Source organism: Streptomyces sp. NPDC032721 (genome assembly GCF_055579625.1).
On record NZ_JBVIMX010000001.1, the window covers coordinates 1,184,553 to 1,204,801 of the forward strand.

Below are 20,249 nucleotides of genomic sequence, written 5' to 3' on the forward strand. Positions count from 1 at the left end.
CTGCGGCTGCTAGGAGTTCCGCCATACCCCTGCTGTCACTCATCCCCCTGTCCGTTCTCGCGTACGACCCGCAGGTCAAGCCTGCCGAGGGCGGCCTGCCCGGCCTGGGCGTCCTGACCAAGGTCGTCAACAGCATCAATCTGTTCGGCATCGTGGCCGTGGTCGGCGCGATGGCCGTCTCCCTCGGTGTCTGGGCCTGGGGCCACCACAGTGGCGGCCACCAGGCCGAGGCCAACGGCAAGAAGGGCTTCATGGTCAGCGCCGGCGCCGCGCTCGGCCTGGGCGCGGCGAATGGAATTGTCGCGTTCTTCTCCAACCTGGGAACCCAGGTGACCTGACCTGATGAATCGTTCCCGCAGGAAGCCATCCCGCTTCGGCGCCGACTGGTCGGCCAACCGGCGCATCCTCGTCGTCGCGCTTACCGTGGCCGCCCTCGTAGCACTCGCGGCGCTGGCCGCCGTCTTCACCGGCCGAAGCGAACAGGACCGGAGCCCTGCTTCCCCCACTGCCACGGCCAGTGCCGCTCCGTCCCAGATCGCCCCGAAGCCCTCCCCGGGCGCCGGATCGGTAGCCCCGCCGCCACAGATCTCCGACCCCCTCACCTACGCGAAGGCCGCCGCCGGGATGTTGTGGTCCTACGACTCCCGCCGCACCACCCGCGACCAGCAACTCGCCGCGATGCAGGCGTGGATGACCAAGGAAGCCCAGTACGCCGACTGGCCGTCGGTCTCCTCCCAGGTCCCCGACCCACTGCTGTGGGGGCGCCTCGCCGACAACCAGCAGCACGCCACCGCGAAGATCACCGAGTCGCACTTCCCGTCGGCGTTCAAGACCGCCCTGGCCGACAACCCGGCCGCGCTGACCAAGGCGTACATCTACGCCGTCACCGTCACCGGCAAGCAGGAAATCACCTGGGCGAACGGCGGAGGCGGGGCGGAAGACCGCTCGGTCACCCTCGCCGTGCAATGCCGGCCCTCCCAGGACTGCACCCTGGCCGCCCTCGCTCCCCGTGTCGCGCCGTGATCCGGCCCCTGAACAACAGATAGGGAGGTACCCCTTCAGTGGGCTTCTGTGACATCCCCGTCGCGGGCCAGATCTGCGACGCCGCCGACGCCATCAACTTCGCCACGGACCCCGGCGGTACGATCATCGAGGGCATCGGCAACTGGATCGTGAAGTCGTGCGGCGAACTGGCCGCCGCGGCAGCCGACCTCGCCGCCGAAGCGGTCAACAAGACCACCCAGGTCGACCTCAACGCCGGTTGGTTCGTCCAGAATTACAACCTGCTCCTGCCCATCGGACTGACCCTGCTCGTCGCGAGCTTCTGCGCGCAGTTGGTCCGCGCCGCGATCCGCCGAGATGGCCAGGCACTCTCCCAGGCCCTTACCGGCACCGTCTCCGGCGTCCTGTTCGCGTTCTCGGCCATCGCCCTGACCACCGTCGCGGTCGAAGTCGTCGACGCACTGTCGGAAGGCTTGTTCAAGGCCGCGGGAACCAACATCGAAGACGCCGTACGCCGCATGATCAAGGTCGGGGCGATCGGCGCCCTCGCCCCCCTCGGCTGGATGGTCCCCGTACTCGCCGCCCTCGGAGCCACCATCGGCGGCGTCCTGTACTGGTGCGTGATGATGGTGCGCAAGGTCGGCATCGTCATCCTCGTCACCCTCGCGATCTTCGCCGCGGCGGGCGGAGGCTGGGAAGCCACCCGCCGCTGGCGGCGCGGCTGGATCGAAGCCACTGCCGTCCTGGTGGCCAGCAAGCTCCTGATGACCGTCGTCCTCGTGCTCGGCCTCTCCGCCCTGAGCAACACCCAGGTGAAGGACGGAGTCGGCGCCCTGTCCGACGTCCTCGCCGGTGTCGTGATCATGGTGATGGTGTTGCTGTGTCCCTTCGCCGCGTTCAAGTTCGTGCACTGGGCTAGCGAGTCCTCCGACGGTGAGTCCCTGCACCGTGCCGGTGGCGCGGGCGCACAGATCGTCAAGCAGCACGCGGAAACCGCCGCCCGCAAGGCCGCCTCCGCCGCGATGACCGCCGGAAGCGGCGGCGCCGGAGCACCTGCCGCAGGCGCCGCAATGGAAGGCACCGACTCGGTACAGGGCGGTCTGCCCGGCGACATCTCGCCCCAGGGCAGCAACTTCCCCTCCCTGGGCAAGGACGGAGTCGAACAGGCCGTCCAGCCCCCGCCCACCGAGACCGGCCAGGACACCAGCGGCCAGCCCGGCGGCACCACCGGCTCCGCCGATCAGGGAAGCGAGTGGCTGTCCTCCGCCGACACCGCCACTCCTCCGCCCCAGGGTGCACCGCCCGGCCAGCCCACAGCCAATGCCAGCGGCCCCGCCACGCAGCCGCCGTCTCCGACCGGCAACTGATCCACCCCTCCCCCGGGGCGGGGCACACCCCCACGTACCCGCCGGTGTGCCCCGCCCCGCCCGCCGCCCCGCACTCCCCGGAACGGTTCCTTGTCCCAACTCTCCGTCGCCCCCCTCACCGTCAAATTCCCGCACCGCTCACGGCGCGGCATCCTCCTCGGCCTCTCCCTCCCCCAACTCCTCCTTGTCTCCGGCGCGCTGGCACTTCTCCTGGCCACGGTCGTCAGCACCGGCCTCCTCGGCGCACTCCTCCTGACCCCGCTGTGGGCGGCGGTCGCCGCCCTCGTGGCCATCCGCCGCCAGGGCCGCTCACTGATCGACTGGGCGCCCATCGCCCTGCGCCACTCCCACCGGCGCCGCACCGGACAGACCCGGTGGCTGGCCCGGCCCGTCTCCCGCCCCCGCCAGGACGGACTGCTGCACCTGCCGGGCAGCACCGCCTCGCTGCGGGCCGTCGTCCCCGCCGGATCGGTGGCCGCCGCCGTCCACGATCCGCACAATCAGACCCTGACCGCCATCGCCCGCGTCTCCGCCCGCGCGTATGCCCTGCTCGACCCGCACACCCAGAACCAGAACGTCGCGGGGTGGGGGCGTGCCCTGGCGGGCATCGCCCGCACCGGCCATGTCGCCACCGTCCAGGTCCTGGAGCGCACCGTCCCCGACAACGGCGACACCCTCGCCCGCCACTGGGCCCAGCACGGCCGGCCCGAGACCCCGGTCGCCGGACAGATCTATACCGAACTCGTCGCCTCCGCCGGTCCGGCTGCCGCACCCCACGAGACCTACCTGGCCATTGCCCTGGACCTGAAGGCAGCGAAGCGCCTCATCCAGCAGGCCGGCGGCGGCCTCCCCGGAGCCTTCACCGTCATGGCTCAGACCACGACGTCCGTCACCCAGGCCGCCCGCAGCGCCGGGCTGACCGTGACTGGCTGGCTCACCACCCGCGAGATCGCCGCCGTCATCCGCACCGCCTACGATCCCAAGGCCCTGGGCAATCTCCAGCAGTGGTCGCAGAACGGACGGGCGGAAGCCGACCCTGCTGCCGCAGGCCCGGTGGTCCAGATCGAAGAGACGGACCGGGTGGTCACCGACTCCGCCCGGCACGCCACTTACTGGATCGAGAACTGGCCGCGCACCGAAACGAGCCCAGGGTTCCTGCACGGGCTGATGTTCACCCCGGGCGTCAGACGCTCCCTCTCCCTTATCTATGTTCCCCAGGGCATCGAGGCGGCACTGCGCGACGTGCAGCGGCAGAAGGCGTCGATCATCGCCGACGCCAGCGAGCGCGCCCGGCGTGGACAGGTGGACTCCGAGGCCGACAGCGTCGAGTACGCGGACGTCAAGCTCCGCGAGCGACAGCTGATCTCCGGGCACTCCGACGTCGCGCTGACCGGCCTACTCACCGTCTCCGCCGGGACCGACACCCTCCTGGACACCGCGTGCGCGCAGATCGAGACCGCCGCCGGCACCGCCCAGGTCGACCTGCGCCGCCTCACCTACCAGCAGGCCGAAGCCTTCGGCCTCGCCGCCCTGCCCCTCGCAAGGACCGCCCTGTGACCCCCAACCCGCCCCTCTCCGCCGTCCCGCGGCTCTTCGACGAAGTGCTGGCGCTCCTCCCGCCCCTCCGGGAGATGCAGGGCAGCCACCGCAGTCGGCTCAATCAGTACCGCGACGCCGACGGCGAACCGATCTGGGAACAGATGGCGGACTTCGAGGAGACCCGCCGCGAAACCGCTGTCGAAGCCAGCGATGCACTGGACACCCTGGTACAGCGGCTGGAGCAGCTCGTCGCCGATCCCCCGCTCCGCGCCCACACCCTCATGGTTGCGGGGTCGGCGCACGACGAAGTGGACGACTGGAACCTGTTCGTCGTCAATGCGACCAGCCTCGACGACGCCGTTCGTACCCTCGTGTCCCTTCCCTCGTACCGGCAATGGTTGCGAGACGAGCGGTTCGGCGAGAACGGGTCCGACCGCGAACCGTACGTGGACCTGCGGACGAGCCACCCTGGCACACGAGCCCCCGGCACGTACCGGGACCTACGCGACGAGCAGGCCCGCTCCTCCCCCGCTCCGCCCCCAGCACGCACCAGTCCCGGCATTCCCCCTGCAGTTCCCTCCACGAACGCGCCCCGGCGCGCTCACTGACCCGTGGCCACCCCACCGTCTGCCCCAGGGCAGAAAGGACTCCCGCCCCGTTGCCCACGCCTTCCCCCGCCGACGAGGCGTACCCCTACCTGCGCGCCGCCACCGCAGGACTGCGCCACCACACCACCGCTGTCACCGCCGGCGCACCGCTCGCTCCCCGGACCGTCGACCGCATCCACCTCGACACCCTCCACACCCACCTCACGGGACTGCACCGGCTGCTCGACCAGCTCGCGGACACGACGAGGGCCCTGCATCCTGCCGCCGAACGGCAGCTGGCCACCGCGCACATGCGGACGTGGCAGGCGGCCGAGGCCGTACACAGCGCGTTCCACAGCCTCCCCTCGCCCCAGACCGCCGACTCGGACTGTCACCCCGAGCGGCTCCCCGAGGGCCCACCGATGCTGACGATCTGCCAGCGCCACCTCGCCGCCGTCCACAGCATCCGCCGCAAGACCACCCCCGCGGATCTGAACTCCGCGCCCCACGGCGGGCACCCCACCAGCTGCACGCGGTGAGAGGAACACACCGCCGAAACGAGCCCCCACAATGACCCGCCGACCCAACCGCCGCGCCCGCCGCGCGTCCGCCAGCCCGCTTTTCACCCCGCACGGTGCCGACCGCGAGTCCCGCCGGGCCGCCCGCCGACAGCTCGCCGAGGCCACCGCCAAGGCCCACGCCGAAGCGACCTCTTCCCACGCGGAGGGCCACGCGGCCGAAGCGGAAATGCCCCGCCCCGCATACCCACTGGCCGGTCGCCCCGGACCTGCCTCCGCACGCGGCAACAAGATCAAATTTCCCGCGCACCGCATGACCACCGCCACCGCTTCCGGCGCGTACCCCTTCCTCGCCGAGGGTGGCCTCGGCGCCGAGGGCATCTACATCGGCCGCGACGTCCACGCCGAAGCGTCCTTCTGCTTCGACCCGTTCGAGCTGTACGGAAAGATCGAAGGCTTCACCAATCCGAACGTCCTGCTGGCCGGGGTGATCGGGCAGGGCAAGTCGGCGTTGGCCAAGTCCTTCGCGCTGCGGTCGGTGGCCTTCAATTACCGCGTCTACGTCCCGTGCGACCCCAAGGGCGAGTGGACTCCGGTCGCCGCCGCCCTCGGCGGTACCTCCATCGCCCTGGGCCCCGGCCTGCCGGGAAGGCTGAACCCCCTGGATGCCGCCCCCCGTCCCGCCTCAGCCTCCGAAGACGCCTGGGCGGGCGAGATCCGCAAGCGTCGCTTGCTCTTGCTCGGCTCCCTGGCCCGCACCGTCCTCGGACGGGACCTGCTGCCGATGGAACACACCGCCCTGGACGTCGCCCTGGACGCGGCCGTTACCCGGGCCGCAGCCACCGCCCGCCCCCCGCTGCTCGGCGACGTGGCCGCCACCCTCAACAACCCGGACCAGCTCAACGTCGCCGGCGGTGCGATGTCCGGACTCCTCAGCGACGCCGCGCGCGACCTCGCCCACGCCCTGCGCCGCCTTGTCCACGGGGACCTCGCCGGAATGTTCGACGCCCCCAGCACCGCCGCATTCGACCCGCACGCCCCGATGCTCACCATCGACCTCTCCCGCCTCGGCGGGTCCGGCGACGACATGGGCCTGGTCCTCGCCATGACCTGTGCCTCGGCCTGGATGGAGTCGGCCCTCACCGACCCTGCCGGCGGGCGGCGCTGGATCATCTATGACGAAGCATGGAGGCTCATGCGCCACCCGGGACTGCTTCAGCGCATGCAGTCCCAATGGAAACTGAGCCGCGGGCTGGGCATCGCGAACCTGATGGTGATCCACCGCCTGTCGGACCTGCTCGCCGCAGGCGACGAAGGGTCCCGGAGTCGGGCCCTCGCCGAAGGTCTCCTCGCGGACTGCTCCACTCGCATCATCTACCGCCAGGAGACCGACCAGTTGACCGCAGCGTCAACGCTCCTGGGCCTGACCAGCGTCGAAGCCTCGGCCATCTCCCACCTCAACCGCGGCAGAGGGCTGTGGAAAGTCGCGGGTCGCTCTTTCATCGTCCAGCACACCCTCCATTCGCAAGAGGCACTGCTGTTCGACACGGATGCCCGCATGCATTAACCATCGAACGCCCCACATCAGTGGCCGCCACCCACTAATCGTCCCCGGAGCCACCCATCGAATCCCATCCCACAGCGCTGCTCCTCCCACTGCTCGACGAGGAGGAACTGGACGCCCTCACTTGCGACATACAGGAGAACGGGCTCCTGCAGCCCATCGTTCTCGATCGGCAAGGCCGCATCCTCGACGGCCGCGGCAGGCTCAGCGCATGCGAACGCGCCGCCATCGAACCCGTCTTCGTCACCTACGAAGGTGCCGCTTCCGACGTCTACGTCCTATCCGTCAACCTCCGCCGACGCAGCCTGACCAAAGGCCAGGCCGCAATGATCACCGTCAAGGCCCGTTCCCTCGGGGAACAAGGAGGCTGTTCCCCCGAGGAACACACCGCGCGTTCCCTCGGGGAACAGCTCGGAGTAGCCCTGGCCGTGATGGGCCGCGCGAGCACCGTCCTACAGCACGCACCCGACCTGGTCGACCCGGTCATCAGCGGTGCCATGGGACTCAAAGAGGCTTACGAGACGGCCAAGGAGAACAAAGCCAAGGCCAATTCCGCAGAAGTCCAGCTCACCCGGCTGCGCGAAGAAGATCCCCAGCTCGCCGACCGCGTCATCGAAGGGGAACTAACCCTGCGGGGCGCCTGGGCCGAGCGGAAGGCCCGAGTCGAGGAGGACCTACGCCAGCGCAGGGTGGCCACCCAGCTCCTCTGCGAGATCCTGCCATCGCTCGCCCAAATCCGGGGCAGCCGCACCTTCGACCAGTACGACCCCGACATCGCCCCGCCCGGCCGTGCCGTGACGCGAGAGGTCATCGAGCACGCCACAACGGCACTGTCCGAAATGGCAGTGGCCTGGAAGGAGCGCGACCTTCCGTGAGCAACTCCTTTGATCCTGAACTGCGGAAGATCGTCCTCGAAGCCGCCGAGGAAGTTACCTCCGACATCGGGCGCATCAACACGGCAGATCTGCGTATCGCGGTCTGCGACCGCCTCCGTCATGACGAGGACCTCCGCGAAGCCGCCAACTACAAGGCGGCCCAGGCCATGATCCGGGACTTCGGCGAGCGCCGCAGCCCACGCCGTCACCACAAGACCGGCGGGCTCTACCACCCCCGAAGCATGCTCAAGCTGGGCAAGGGGATCTGGGTGTGGATGAAGGACGCCACACCAACGGATACAACCCAGTGGGCCCTCGTCTCATCGCGGAACACCGTCCGCGTCATCAGCGCCGAAGCCGACAAGCAGCAGTACGCCCTCGACCGCACCGACGCCTTCCGCGAGAACCCCTCCTGCGCGCGGCTCTCCCAGCTCGAAGAGGTGGTCTTCCACTACCAGCAGGGAACGCTCGACGACCTCTCCTTCGACGAGGCGTAGGCCGTCCCTCTCCACCCCAAGGACCCATGACCGACACCACACCCGCCAAGATCGAAATACACGAAGGCACGTGGACCTTCACCCTCTTCGCATCCGTCCACGACATGCAGTACCGCCAAGACCCCGGGCTGTTCGGCGACACCCGCGAAGGCCTGTACGCCCGCCTGGAAACCCGCGCCCAGCCGGGCGACCGACCCACCGTGCACCACATGTCCCGGCTCATTGGCGAGTACCGCTGGTACATCGACGGCGAGTTCGCCCCGAACGGCTCTCCCCGCCACAACAACGGCTTCGGCGTCCGGGGATACGTCAAGGTCGACGGCGTCTTCGACGCACTCGACGGCTTCCTCAACGAACATGCCGCCGGCCTCGGCCTCGCCAGGGGCATCGCTTCGGCCACGCCTCTAAGCCTGGCAGCGCAGCACGCCCCACAGCACACCCCACCGCCAGACCCGCAACGTACCGCGCCCTCACGCGCCCACAGCCGTTGACCTCCGCGGTAACCCCCTCACCGAAGAAGGTCGGGGAGCCCCTTGCGTCTACTTCCCCGCTGCCCCTCGCACCGCTCCCCGACCACCGCTACGTTCACGACCCGGGGTGGCAGGAGCTGTGGCGTCGGCACGCGCACATCACTACGCCACTGCGCCAGCGCGGCCTGGTGTGCAACGTCCAATTCGGGCTGAGTGAATACGTCGTGCGCGTCTCGCTCCCCGATGGCAGCCACCTGTTCATCGCGCCGTCGGAGACGCCCCCGGAAGACGAGCGTGTGATCGGGGACCCGGAGGGGTGGGTCGTCACGCGCCTCCACGACGACGACCACGAACTGTACGAGCTGCTGTACGACTCGTCTCCCCCGGCGGACCCCCACGAACCCTGGCGCCCCGAGGAAAGGAATGGCGGCATCGCCTGGCGCATGGTCGCAGCCCTCGACCAACGGCTCACCGAACTCGGGCTGCTCCCACCCGCCGCCGCACGCCTGCTCGTGCCCGCCGCGCCACCGGCCACGACAGCACCCTCACGCCGCCACTGACCCCCGCGCCACCGCCTGCGTGATGAAGTGCTCCCCCAGGCCACACCCGGTCCCACGCAGGCCAGACACAGTGGCCTCCTGGCCCCATGGAGATCCGAATAGACGCCCCTGCCAATCCCGACGTCCTGGTCGCACCTGGCTACCTGGCCGGAACGATCGACGACCACTTCGGGGCCTTCACGGCGCCGTTGACCGACCACGGCTGGACCGTGGCCGACGACGGATACGACATCACCCTCTTCACCAGTCCCTGTCTACGTGTTCAGGTCGGCTGGCTCCCCGAAGCCGCTCCCACCGAGGAGTGCATCCAGATCGCGGCCCGCTCGCATCCCCTTGCCCCGGCACGATGGCGCGTCGCACTGCACAGCCAAATCCCCACCGAGTTCCTGACCTCGCTCACCACCACGCTGGCGCGCACCCTGGCGAAGAAGCCGGACTGCCTGTTCCCCTCTACGGACAGACCGTTCCCGGTGAACAACCTCCCCGCCCCTCCCGGGTGGCGTGCCACCGGCATCGCATCCGCACTCTCCCCCGATGCCTTGGCCTACTACGCCGCCCCCGCATCGCACCAGACGGAACAGCCGACGGCGTCCACGCCAGGCTGGTTCTTCACGGCCGGCGAGCCGACCGGCCGGGAGCGCTGGGTCGCGTCCTTCGGCGCCACCGTGCCGCACGTCCTGGTGGACGCCTTCCACAGTGCCGTCACCGCCCCCACCCCGCTGGTCCGCGACCACCGTGACATCACTCCCTGGGTACGTCCCTACCTGGCCACCTGGCCGGCACCGCAATCCTCCACGCTTGCTCCCCGTACCCCAACACCTCACGCTGCCACACCTTCTGCCGCCCGCCTGACCGGCTCACCTATGAGCGCCACCGCCGCTTCCAGCCGTGTCTTGCGCTGACCCGCTGGGGCCGATCGCTCACCGCTACTCCGTCCAGTGCACACCGCAGATCCCGCACACGAACAGGCAGCCCAGCCCCCGTCCTTGATCCCGGAAGGTCCCAGATTCCCCAGCCCTCTGTAAGTGCCCGATGACCTCCTCCGCCAGCCCGCCTCCGCCCCACGCGGTCGTATCCCAAAGGGTGTTGGATCTCCTCGGCGTCCCCACCCGGGAAATCTACTTCCGGCACCCCGCCAGCAGCGCCGAGGACCTGCTCGCCCGACTCGTGGTAAACGCCGCACGCAACCTGGACTTCATCCACAAACGGCTCGTCTCGGATGCCCAGGAGGCGGCCACCAGCCTCTCCCGTGCCGTCACCAGCAAGGCACCGATCAATTCCCTCGGCATTCTGCAGAACCAGGGCACGCAGATCGACATCCTGGCCGCCCGCCACGGCGACGCCGTCGAACACCTCGAATCCCTGATCCACGCCTACAGCCAGCTCAATCCCCCGGACTCCCCCGACCCCAGGCACACACTCCTCACCCCCCACGCCAGCACGCCCGCCCCCACCAACCCGCAGCAGACGTCCCCCACACCGCCCGCAGCGAAGGCGAAACCCTCCCGGTCCACCACCCGCCGCTAGGTCCCCTGCCCACTCTCCGGAGCCCCCCTGTCTCTCCACAGCACGCCCCCGATCACGGTCGTCATCGCCACCCGCCTCCGCGAGGACCGGCTCGACTACCTGACCGCCATGCACGCCAGCCTCACCCAGCAGTCCGTTCCCTGCGAGATCGTGATCGCCCTGGACGGCGCCGACCCCGCCCTCCTGCCCGCCCCGCTCGCCAGCGATCCGCGGGTACGTGTCCTCGCACTGCCCCGCCCGGTCGGCGCCGCCTGCGCCAGGAATCTCGGCTTGAACGAGGTACGCACCGAGTTCGTCAACTGGGCCGACGATGACGACGAGTTCGCCCCCGAGGCCATGTCCCTGCGGCTCAGCACCCTGGAGTTGACCGGGGTCGGCTGGTGCGCGGGGTGGAGCGAGGACCTGCACCCGGACGGCTCGACCACCCTGTGGCGCTGTCCCACGCCGCCCGGTCGGCACGAGGCCGGCAACGTGTGGACGTACTGGACGAAGCCCACCGACACCATCCCGATCGGGCCCACCACAATCCTCGCGCGCACCGATCTCGTCCGGGCAGCCCCGATGGGCGGCCTCGTCCAGGGCGAGGACTACATGGCCACCGCCGTCACCTGTCTCGCCCCCGGCATCCTGCTGCCGGTGCCGGTCTACCGATACCGCAAGCACCAAGGACAGCTCACGCGGGAGCCCACGTACGACCAGCTAGAAAGGGCGGCTCGTGAGCATGCCTGGCAGTACGGGATCAGCCTGCGCTCCGTACTCCAGAGCCAAGCTGCCCTGCCCCGTGGCTGAACCCGTAATCATCCGTCAGGTCGATGCTGCTGCCATTTCGCGCCCGCGCCCGACCGCCGCCCGATCTCTGCCGCCGCGCCCCCTTGCAGCATCCCGCACCGTGCCTAGCCCCTGACCACCCCCTCCCCCACGGCTTCGAGGACCCCATCACCCACCCCGACTTCGAGCTCTACAACAACGTCGGCCGCAGCGGCGAACAGATCTACGCCCACAAGACCAACAGCACGACCGAGGACGATCTGTGGCGCTGCGCTCGCCGTGACGCACAGGCGTTCCGCGACGCCACCCATCTCGACCGTCCCGCCGCCAGCCTCGCCGCGTGGCGCGAACGCCTCACGGAGGCCGAGGACGTGGCGCAGTTCCTCTCTGTCCTCGAAGGCACCTTCGGCGGCCCGTACGAACAGGGCACGCTCTCCGAACTCGCCGAAATCCTTGACGCCTCCGCTGCCTGGTGCGCCTCGCGCGGCGACCAGGGCGCGGCAGACACCTACCGGCAGGCCGCGCAAACCCTGCTCTCCCTGGACGGGCGCCTCTACCACCAAGCCCGCACCCACCTGCAAGACAACTACCACCGGCGCGGCGCCGCAACGACACCTTCGGTCTCCCCCACGCCAACGCCGGCCCACGTCCCCCAGTCACCGGTCATCACCGCGAAGAACCGCCCACGATGACTTCCCGCCCGCAGGCCGCACCCCTGACCCCGAGCGACCCCGCCGGACGGTACGCCTACGGCCGCCAGATCCTCCTTCTCGCCGACCTCCTTCGTGGCAGTACCTCCTACGAAGAAGCCGCCGTGCTCACCGACCAGGTCACCGAGCCCACGGATGGCCTGCTGGAACGGCTCGCCGACTTCTTCGAAGCCGCAGGCGAGCAGGCCCAAGCCTCCGAGCACGACGAGGGCTTCGACCTCGGCGCCGACTTCGAAGCCGCCGCCGTGTCCCTCCGGGAGATCAACGAAGAGCTACATACCGCCGCCGCAAGAATGCGCGGACTCGGCCCCCATACCCCTCCCCGAACAACCGGCCCTCAGCGACCCGGGAAGGTGCTGCCGCTCCCGCCGGCGGCAACCACGCACGGCCGTTCCCGGTGACCCCGCACCACCCCCTCAACCACCGGAGGACCTCCCTGTCCACACGTTCTGTCATCGCCCGCCCCACCGACACCGGATTCGCCGGGGTGTACGTCCACTTCGACGGCTACCCCTCCCACCACGCCCGACTGCTTCTGGCCGCCTTCCAGCACACCTACCACCGAGACCACAATGCCCTCGCCAAGCATCTGGTCGACGACGCTCCGTTCGGTTGGTCCGCCCTGGGCACCGACCTCCTCGACGGTGCCCCCGAGTCCTTGCGTAAGGAGATGGTCGGAGACGACCCGCACCCCAGTCGGCAGTTCGACTACCTGCGCAACTCCGACGGCACCCCTGTAGAGCCCGAGCTGCTCACGGAGCAGACGGCAGGCGGGCTGGAGTGGGCGTATGTGCTGCACCCGCATGGCCTCGAAGTGATCGCCCTCTCCGAGTACGAGCGCGGACCGGTGGTGGACTGGAACACCGATCCCCGTTCTCGCATCATCGACGTGCCACAGCTGTGGTCACCCGAGGGCCCGCCGCCGGCCATAGCTCCTCCGCGCGCAACCTCGCTCACAGCGACAGCCGCCGCCACTGCCGCGCCCTCCCCCAGCCGGGCACCAGCGCGCCGCGCCTGAGTTCCCACCCCCGCCCGTGCCAAGCCCGCCGACCCTGACACGGGCGGGGGCACTCCCACCCGCTACCCGCCCTTGAATGGGCAGAAAGGTTTTCCCCTCTGTCCGGCCCTTCCCTCTCCCACTTTCACTTTGGCAGCCATCCCAGCCACGGGTACGTCGCCTCCCACACCCACCGCATCTCTGCACACCTTGCCCAGTGGTACCTGAGCAATGAGGGGTTCGAGGCCGTACCGGACGAACCCGGCCTCTACCGGCTCACCAGTCCCGCGCAGGACGGCGCACGCCGCGCCCGCCAGGCCATCCGCGATCTGCGCGGCCAGGGCCTGACCGTGCAGGCCGACCTGGCCCTCGAAGCCCACCTCGGCCCTGCCGGCCAGCCGTACGAGCGACAACGTACGGCCCGTGCGGCTGCCGTCCGCTCTCCCCAACACAACCGCCCCCTCGGGACAACAGCCACGACCGCGGTCCGGCCGATCCCGCCGAAGCCGTCGTACGCACCGACCGTTCACCTCACCGCTGCGGGAACCGGACGGTCCCGATGAGCGACGATGCCGACTCCGATGCCGGCATGATCCAGATCCCCGGCACCCGCGCACGGACAGCGTCCGGTCTCGCCGACGCAGCACGCGACTTCCGGTTGCAAATGGCGATCATCGATCGCCGGGCCGAAGCCGCGCTGGATGCCGCCCGCGACCGCTACGGGCGCACCGTGCACCCGACTGCCGCCGCAGCAGCCCACGCCTGTCGAACGACCGAGGCCGTCGAGGCTTATGCCGTACACCTCGCCCCGTATGCCGAGGAGTTGCTGGGCGCCGCGCACCTGGCGATCACCGAGCGGACACCCGCCCGGCTCGCCGCCGGTTGGCGGGCGGTGCTCGCCCACCTCGCCTCCTCAGCCGCCGCGATCCGCCAGGTCCTCGACCTGCCCGTCATCCCCGGACCCACCGCCGAACACGAGCGGCACCAGGAGCTGTGGCCTCACCTCACCGCTTGGGCGGACCACGGATACATAGCGGCAGACCTCGCCGCGCAACACCGCCGACCGGGGATCCCACTGTCGGGCGATGAACGCCTGGACTGGACGGACAGAGCACAGACTGCCCAGCAGCGCGGCGAGTTGGACCTCATCGAATCGTGGTACGCCGCCGACGGCCGGTCGATCACCCTGGCCTATCTCGCCGAAGGCGATGACTCGACGGTGGTCGCCCTGTCCGGTGATCCGGACGCCCCTGGCTGGTACGTGCTCGGACACTACACAGACGCCTACGCCGCCGGGCAGGATCTGCCTCCGCCGGTCCCACCCGGCGTGTTCCACCCGAATGCCTCTCGATTCAACCGGCCGGAACCAGCGCCCGAGATTGCGCTGCAGGAGCTGCTGCGTGACGTGTACGAGGCCCGAGCCGCAGGCGACGTCTCCGAGGCCCTGCTCCATGCCACCCATCGCGGCTACGACGCCGGTCCCATGATTCGACTCCGTGAACTGCTGGACTCAGCAGGCAAGTTCGCATCAGCGCTGGAGACGGTGCAGGGCCAGCAGATCGGCGGGAGGCTCACCGCACTCGGCCGTCAGATCGACTTCCTCACCCAGGAGGTCCAGGAGGCGGCCGAAGACCTGGGAGGAACCGTCGCGGTCCTGCCACCACACCGCATCCCCCGGCCTCGGACTCGCGAGCGCCCGGCCGCGACCGCCCCTCCGGCCACAGCTCCGCCCCGTACTTCAGCACCCGCTCAACACCGCTAGCCCAGCCCCGTCCACCCGGCTCCAGCACCTGCCCCTCACAGCTCCCACTGCGCGCCGCCCCGTCTCGAAAGATCCCCTCTCGTGTCGTCTTCCCTGCCCTCGCCAGCCCCCAGCCGCCGCCCGGTGCTGGCCCAGCGGCACGTTGCCCGGCTGCTGGCCGGAACCCTGATAGGTCGGCTGCCCACCGGCATGGTGCCGGTCGCCATCATGCTGCTGATCACGGGACGGGGCGGCACTCTCGCCCAGGGCGGCATGCTGTGCGCCCTGTACGGGCTCACCTCGGCAATCGGCCAGCCCTTGCTCGGCCGGCTCGTTGACCGGCACGGGCAGGGCCTCGTCACCACCCTGTCCGTTCTGGTGACGACGGGATGCCTACTGACTCTGCCCCTGGCCCCAGCCACCACCTCGTCCGTACTGACGGTGGCCACTGTCGCGGTTGCCGGTTTGAGTACGCCGCCGCTGGAGGCCAACCTTCGTGCCCTGTGGCCCGTCGTGCTCCCCGACCCGGCACAGCGGCGGGCAGCCCTCGCCCTGGACACCGGCTCCCAGGGGATGATCTTTGTCGCCGGGCCACCGCTCGTCGCCGTGTTGTGCGCCACCACCGGCCCGGAGACCGCGGTCGCCGCCAGCGCCGGTCTCGGCCTCCTCGGCGCCGCCCTGGTCGTGACCGCTCGCCCCTCACGCCAGTGGAAGCCCGTACCTGCCACCCGCACAGGGCTTCTCGGCCCACTCCGCCACCAGGGACTGCGCCGCCTGTTCGTGGCCATGGCAGGCACCGGATGGGCGCTGGGGACGCTCAACGTCTGGGCCGTCTCCCAGGCTGCCGACTACCGCATCGACGTGCTGTCGGGAGTGATCCCGGCCGCCCTGTCTGTGGGCAGCCTGCTGGGCGGCATCATCTACGGACGACGCGCCTGGCCTGGGTCCGTCACCGCCCAACTTCTTTGTGCGGCCACGGCCTTCGCTCTTGGCTGGGCACCGTTGGCCTGGGCTGCCAGCCCCACCGCTGCAGTCGCTCTCACCGTACTGCCCGGCCTGTTCCTCACCGCGACGATCACCAATGCCTTTCTGACGGTGGATGGGCTCGCACACGCCGGAAGCCTCACCGAGGCATACGCCTGGCTGATCGCCGCCGTGGGCGTGGGACAGGCCGCCGGCACCGCCGTCGCCGGGAACGTGGCCCAACAAGGCGTCCTCGGTGGGTTTCTCCCGGCGCTGGGCGCGACAGCCACGCTCGTTGTCCTCCTCGGCTCCCGCCGCTCCGTGGCAGTACCCGGAGCCTCCCGTCGCCGCGGACGCCATCGGCGCACCACCCCCCTCCGAACCGCCTGCCTCTAGTTCTCGCCCAGTCCCTTTAGGAACCCATGCCCCACGTGACCCTCCTCCGCCGTCCCACCAGCGGCATCACAGCATTCGGTGACCTCACCGAGCTCGCCCAGCACCTGCTCACCGAGGCGGGCTTCGCCCTGCACGGCCCTCACAGCGCCATCCTGCCCAGCGACCTCGACCCCGAGGACCAGAGGACCCGCACCACCCAGGTGGCCGGACTCCTGCGCGACGCCGGGTACGACGTCATCCTCGATATCTCGATCGACTCGGCCAACCCCACCTCCACTCACCAGGTCGTCTCCGCGCAGACCGTCTCCGACAACATGTCCGGCTGGGCGGAAGACATCGGTGTCATGAACCAGCAGGAGTTGGGCCACGCCCTCTCCGGCCTGGTCGGCGATCACGCGAGCGTGCTCGATCCGCTCGCCGATCTCCTGGAGGCCGCCGCTTTCCGCCTCGTCGACTTGCAGGACCCTCAGGCAGCCCCATTCGCCGAGCGGCTATGCCGCCTCGGCCACGAGATTCGGATGGTCGAGCTCCAGATCGCCCACACCGGCCCGGCCCTGCTCGCCCTGGACCAGCACCCCGTCAACGATGCCGATGGCGACCAGGCCCGATCCCGTACCTACCGCCCTCCGAACGCGGTGCTGACCTACCTCGGCGAATCCCTTGCTCTGGGTACGGGCACGACGCACCACGCGCGCTGACCCTGCCCTGGAGCATGTCGGCAACACACCACCGATTTCCCGCCACCACCGATAGGAGATCCGTCTTGCCCGAACCAGCAGAGCCGTTCATGACGATCCGGCACACCATCACTGGCGAGATCACCACCACCGGCTACAACGCCGCCGCCCGGCGGATCCTGCTCCAGTCGGGCTTCGACGAGACGCCGGGCTGCGCCTGCCGAGCGACGGAACCCGGGGCGGAGCGGACGCACGGGCCTGCTCGGCAGCCACCGAGCTGCTCGTCGCCGGGCATCCCGTGCACCTGGACCGGGCTTTCGGTCGGCCGGTGAGCGCCGACGGTACGCCCCGGTTGGCCCGGTCGCCGATGTCGGCACAGTCCGTGACCCGCTCCGAGAACGGCCGGTCTCTCCAGCGCGTCACCAACCCCGCCCACACCCAAACCTGTTGAAGGGGCCTCGTTTTTGCCCACACCCGCAACGCCTGCAAATCCAGCGCGCACCAAGGGCGGCGAACTACGGGCCAAGGTCGCTCGCTTGCTGGCCGACCGGCCGGCGGACGCGCTCACCATCGGGGACATGGCCAGGCAGCTGGGCCACTCCCACGGTGCCGTCCGCAACGCGGCCCACACCCTGGTGCGACGCGGCGAGGCCGACCAAGACGGATCTGGACAACCGGAGTTCCGTGCGAACGCGAAGACCGCCACAGCCGCGCAGACCGCTGTGATCAGCCCGCCGGGCACCCACGCTCCCCGTGCCCAGGCGGCCAAGGCCCGCACGACCATTCCCGCAGCGACCCAGCCCCGGCAGACCGGCCCGATCCGCCGCGCGGGAGGCCAGCTTTACCACCCCCGGGAGCTGGCCGACCTGCCCGACGTCGAGGCGCTGAACCGCTTGCGGGACGCCGACGTGCCGGTGCTGCTCTACGGCCCTCCGGGCACCGGCAAGACGAGTCTGGTCGAGGCCGCGTTCCCGGACCTGCTCACCGTCGCCGGTGACGGCGACACCACGGTCGGCGACCTGATCGGCGAGTACACACAGGCCGACAGCGGAGGCTACGTCTTCCAGTACGGGCCGCTGGTCACCGCGATGACCGAAGGCCGCGCCCTGCTGATCGACGATGCGACCCTGATCTCGCCGATGGTGCTGGCGGCGCTGTATCCCGCGATGGACGGGCGCAGGCAGATCCAGGTCAAGGCCCACAAGGGCGAGACGATCAAGGCTGAGGAGGGCTTCTACGTGGTGGCGGGCCACAATCCCGGCGTCCACGGGGCGGTGTTGACGGAGGCGCTGTCGTCCCGGTTCAGCGTGCAGATCCAGATCGGCACGGACTACGACCTCGCCCTGGCGCTGAAGATCGACGCCCGAGTGGTCCGGGTCGCCCGGCACCTTGCTCGCCAAGTCGAACTCGGCGAGCTGGGTTGGGCCCCTCAACTGCGGGAACTGCTCAGTTACCAGCGGACCGAGGCTGTCCTCGGCACCAACGCCGCGCTCGCGAACCTCGTCGGCATCGCCCCTGAAGAGGACCGCGACGCCGTCGCCGCCGCCGTCATCAAGACTGTCGGCGTCAAGAAGATCGCACCTCTCACGCTCGGGAAGCAGCTCTCCGCCTCGGCCTCGGCCGTCCGGCAGCCCCTGGGCATCACCGGCTCTGCACACCGGGGCCGCTCGCGATGAGCGCCCACCACCACGTCCAGTCCCCCGTCACCGCGCCGGACGACGACGCCGACCTCGCGCGCTGGGACGACGACGGCGCCCCGCCCGCGCAACCCCGTTCCTCCCCGGCCGCGTGGCTGCGCGTGGGAGCCGAACTCGGCGACCGACTAGTCGCCCTCTCCGGCCGCCAGGACCTCGTCGTCACCTGCCGCCCCGGCACGCGCAGCGGCGCACCGGCCGCTTACTTCCCCATGCTGGGCGAGGTCGAGTTCGACGCCCGACTCTTCGCCCCGCTGAAGCCCCGCGAGATCCATCCACGGATCGTGGGCGACGAGGAGCGGTATCCCGCCGCCTGGGGGGTGTTCGTCCACGAGGCCGCGCACGCGGCCCACTCCATCTGGACGGAGCCTGCCGGAGCGAACCCCCGTGCCGTCGAGGCCGCGCTCCTGCTGGAGGAGAGCCGCGCCGAAGGTGCACACCTGGTCAGGCGGCCCACGGACCGCACGTACCTGCGCACCAGTGCCCGCACCCTGGTCATGCCCGACATCGCCCGCCCCACCGTTCAGGGCATCGAGCAGGCCGCCGCCGTGGCGGCCCTGATCCTCGGCCGCCGTGACGTCGGCATCCTGGACGCCGGCGAGACCCGGGCCGTCGCCGATCTGTGCGCAAAGGTGCTGGGCGCAGACCTGTTCGGCACGCTCACCCGCATCTGGACCGCAGCCCACCAGTGCGCCGACCACGACACCACGACCATGCTCGCGCACGGCCAAAATTGGTGCGACGCTCTGGACGCTGCGGCCCCTGCCCGGCCCGTGCCGGAGAACCTCACCGATCTGCTGTCCGGCGCCGTGAAGGTCGTCATGGACAGTACGGCAGCCACCGACGCCGCCGACCTCGCGGCGCAGGCCGCAGCGGCAAGCGCCCTGGCCACCCGGTCAAGGACACAGGCCAACGACCGTGCCCAGCAAGCTAGTCGGCGACGCCAGGCTGCCGCCACCGCGAGGTCTGTCTTCAACCCCAGCGGCGGCACCGTGACCCCCGACGGCAAACCGGCACCCCGCGACAACCCGGTCACCGGCACCCGCAGGCCCACCGCCGCCGAGCAGAGTGCCGCAGCTCGCCTGAGCCGTGCCCTGCGTGCCGCCGCCTACCGCGAGCGGACCGAGGAGCGGACCACCAGCCCCACCCCGCCCGGCCGCCTCAACATGCGCGCGGCCCTCGCCCGCGATGCCCAGCGCGCGGCCGGGTCGGTCCCCACCGCGGAACCGTTCACCACCGTGCGTCGCCGGAACTCCCCCACCCCACCGCTGCGTGTGGGTATCGCCGTCGACGTCTCCGGCTCCATGCGTGCCGCCTGCGCGCCCGTCGCGTCCGCTGCCTGGATCGTGGCACGCGCAGCCGCCCTGACCGACCCCGACTCACGTACTGCCACCATCGCCTACGACGAGCACCTGACCTCATTGACCCGACCCACCCACCGAGCACCCGAGCGAGTGACCCTTTTCGCTGCCAACGGCGGCAGCCACAACTTGGCCGACGCCATCGACGCACTCAACCACGGCCTCGACCTCAGCCGCCCCGGCGCCGGCCGCCTCCTCGTGATCGTCACCGACGCCCGGTACACCGGCTACGAAACCGCTCAAGCCGTCACCCGCGTCAAGCAGCTCACGACCACCGGCTGCGCCGTACTCCAGCTCACCCTCACCGCGGAGTCCCGCCACTTGCCGGGGACCACCTTGCTGCACCTTCCCCAACCCTCCAGCGCTCCCGCCGCCATCGCCACGGCGGCCACAGACGCCATCCGCAGAACACGCTGAGACAACACAGAAGACAGAA

The 20,249-nt window shown here is 70.3% G+C and carries 23 protein-coding genes; all 23 read left to right on the forward strand.

Annotation, left to right across the window (positions count from 1 at the left end):
* The first annotated feature begins 29 nt into the window (after positions 1 to 29).
* Positions 30 to 338, forward strand: a complete 309-nt coding sequence (locus tag ACZ5PB_RS05075; RefSeq protein WP_468688284.1) for a DUF6112 family protein — start codon at positions 30 to 32, stop codon at positions 336 to 338.
* Between the two features lie 4 nt (positions 339 to 342).
* A complete protein-coding gene (locus tag ACZ5PB_RS05080; protein WP_468687867.1) occupies positions 343 to 1,023 on the forward strand; it encodes a hypothetical protein in 681 nt (226 codons plus the stop codon).
* A 38-nt stretch (positions 1,024 to 1,061) separates the two neighbouring features.
* On the forward strand, positions 1,062 to 2,369 hold the full coding sequence (locus ACZ5PB_RS05085) for an SCO6881 family protein (RefSeq protein WP_468687868.1): 1,308 nt from the start codon (positions 1,062 to 1,064) through the stop codon (positions 2,367 to 2,369).
* A 90-nt stretch (positions 2,370 to 2,459) separates the two neighbouring features.
* Positions 2,460 to 3,926, forward strand: coding sequence for an SCO6880 family protein (locus tag ACZ5PB_RS05090; RefSeq protein ID WP_468687871.1), 1,467 nt, complete (start codon positions 2,460 to 2,462; stop codon positions 3,924 to 3,926).
* On the forward strand, positions 3,923 to 4,516 hold the full coding sequence (locus tag ACZ5PB_RS05095) for a hypothetical protein (protein ID WP_468687872.1): 594 nt from the start codon (positions 3,923 to 3,925) through the stop codon (positions 4,514 to 4,516). Before ACZ5PB_RS05090 ends, ACZ5PB_RS05095 begins: the two co-directional genes overlap by 4 nt.
* A gap of 50 nt (positions 4,517 to 4,566) precedes the next feature.
* A complete protein-coding gene (locus ACZ5PB_RS05100) occupies positions 4,567 to 5,034 on the forward strand; it encodes a DUF6238 family protein (protein WP_468687874.1) in 468 nt (155 codons plus the stop codon).
* Positions 5,035 to 5,065: 31 nt separating this feature from the next.
* Positions 5,066 to 6,580 (forward strand): ATP-binding protein, encoded by a 1,515-nt coding sequence (locus tag ACZ5PB_RS05105; RefSeq protein ID WP_468687875.1) that lies wholly within the window; start codon positions 5,066 to 5,068, stop codon positions 6,578 to 6,580.
* A 323-nt stretch (positions 6,581 to 6,903) separates the two neighbouring features.
* Positions 6,904 to 7,452 carry a hypothetical protein gene (locus ACZ5PB_RS05110; protein ID WP_468687876.1) on the forward strand — a complete coding sequence of 183 codons (549 nt, stop codon included), beginning with the start codon at positions 6,904 to 6,906 and terminating at the stop codon, positions 7,450 to 7,452.
* Positions 7,449 to 7,949, forward strand: a complete 501-nt coding sequence (locus tag ACZ5PB_RS05115) for a hypothetical protein (RefSeq protein ID WP_468687877.1) — start codon at positions 7,449 to 7,451, stop codon at positions 7,947 to 7,949. Before ACZ5PB_RS05110 ends, ACZ5PB_RS05115 begins: the two co-directional genes overlap by 4 nt.
* Positions 7,950 to 7,975: 26 nt before the next feature.
* A complete protein-coding gene (locus tag ACZ5PB_RS05120; protein WP_468687878.1) occupies positions 7,976 to 8,440 on the forward strand; it encodes a hypothetical protein in 465 nt (154 codons plus the stop codon).
* Between the two features lie 203 nt (positions 8,441 to 8,643).
* Complete coding sequence (locus ACZ5PB_RS05125) at positions 8,644 to 8,979, forward strand: hypothetical protein (RefSeq protein WP_468687881.1); 336 nt, start codon at positions 8,644 to 8,646, stop codon at positions 8,977 to 8,979.
* An 86-nt stretch (positions 8,980 to 9,065) separates the two neighbouring features.
* The gene (locus tag ACZ5PB_RS05130; RefSeq protein WP_468687882.1) at positions 9,066 to 9,881 is read left to right on the forward strand and encodes an SPDY domain-containing protein; all 816 of its coding nucleotides are present in this window, start codon (positions 9,066 to 9,068) and stop codon (positions 9,879 to 9,881) included.
* Positions 9,882 to 10,062: 181 nt separating this feature from the next.
* Positions 10,063 to 10,506, forward strand: a complete 444-nt coding sequence (locus ACZ5PB_RS05135; protein ID WP_468687884.1) for a hypothetical protein — start codon at positions 10,063 to 10,065, stop codon at positions 10,504 to 10,506.
* Between the two features lie 51 nt (positions 10,507 to 10,557).
* The gene (locus tag ACZ5PB_RS05140; RefSeq protein WP_468688286.1) at positions 10,558 to 11,295 is read left to right on the forward strand and encodes a glycosyltransferase family 2 protein; all 738 of its coding nucleotides are present in this window, start codon (positions 10,558 to 10,560) and stop codon (positions 11,293 to 11,295) included.
* 23 nt (positions 11,296 to 11,318) lie between these two features.
* Positions 11,319 to 11,966, forward strand: coding sequence for a hypothetical protein (locus tag ACZ5PB_RS05145; RefSeq protein ID WP_468687886.1), 648 nt, complete (start codon positions 11,319 to 11,321; stop codon positions 11,964 to 11,966).
* Positions 11,963 to 12,385: a hypothetical protein gene (locus ACZ5PB_RS05150; protein WP_468687888.1), complete on the forward strand. Its 423-nt coding sequence runs from the start codon at positions 11,963 to 11,965 to the stop codon at positions 12,383 to 12,385. Before ACZ5PB_RS05145 ends, ACZ5PB_RS05150 begins: the two co-directional genes overlap by 4 nt.
* A complete protein-coding gene (locus tag ACZ5PB_RS05155) occupies positions 12,382 to 13,002 on the forward strand; it encodes a hypothetical protein (protein WP_468687891.1) in 621 nt (206 codons plus the stop codon). Before ACZ5PB_RS05150 ends, ACZ5PB_RS05155 begins: the two co-directional genes overlap by 4 nt.
* Before the next feature lie 538 nt (positions 13,003 to 13,540).
* Complete coding sequence (locus ACZ5PB_RS05160) at positions 13,541 to 14,743, forward strand: hypothetical protein (RefSeq protein WP_468687893.1); 1,203 nt, start codon at positions 13,541 to 13,543, stop codon at positions 14,741 to 14,743.
* A gap of 81 nt (positions 14,744 to 14,824) precedes the next feature.
* Positions 14,825 to 16,081 (forward strand): MFS transporter, encoded by a 1,257-nt coding sequence (locus ACZ5PB_RS05165; protein ID WP_468687895.1) that lies wholly within the window; start codon positions 14,825 to 14,827, stop codon positions 16,079 to 16,081.
* Between the two features lie 26 nt (positions 16,082 to 16,107).
* Positions 16,108 to 16,779, forward strand: a complete 672-nt coding sequence (locus ACZ5PB_RS05170; RefSeq protein ID WP_468687896.1) for a hypothetical protein — start codon at positions 16,108 to 16,110, stop codon at positions 16,777 to 16,779.
* Between the two features lie 89 nt (positions 16,780 to 16,868).
* On the forward strand, positions 16,869 to 17,090 hold the full coding sequence (locus ACZ5PB_RS05175; protein ID WP_468688287.1) for a hypothetical protein: 222 nt from the start codon (positions 16,869 to 16,871) through the stop codon (positions 17,088 to 17,090).
* Between the two features lie 246 nt (positions 17,091 to 17,336).
* Positions 17,337 to 18,434 (forward strand): AAA family ATPase, encoded by a 1,098-nt coding sequence (locus ACZ5PB_RS05180; RefSeq protein WP_468688288.1) that lies wholly within the window; start codon positions 17,337 to 17,339, stop codon positions 18,432 to 18,434.
* Complete coding sequence (locus tag ACZ5PB_RS05185; RefSeq protein WP_468687898.1) at positions 18,431 to 20,230, forward strand: vWA domain-containing protein; 1,800 nt, start codon at positions 18,431 to 18,433, stop codon at positions 20,228 to 20,230. Before ACZ5PB_RS05180 ends, ACZ5PB_RS05185 begins: the two co-directional genes overlap by 4 nt.
* The last annotated feature ends 19 nt before the right edge of the window (positions 20,231 to 20,249 follow it).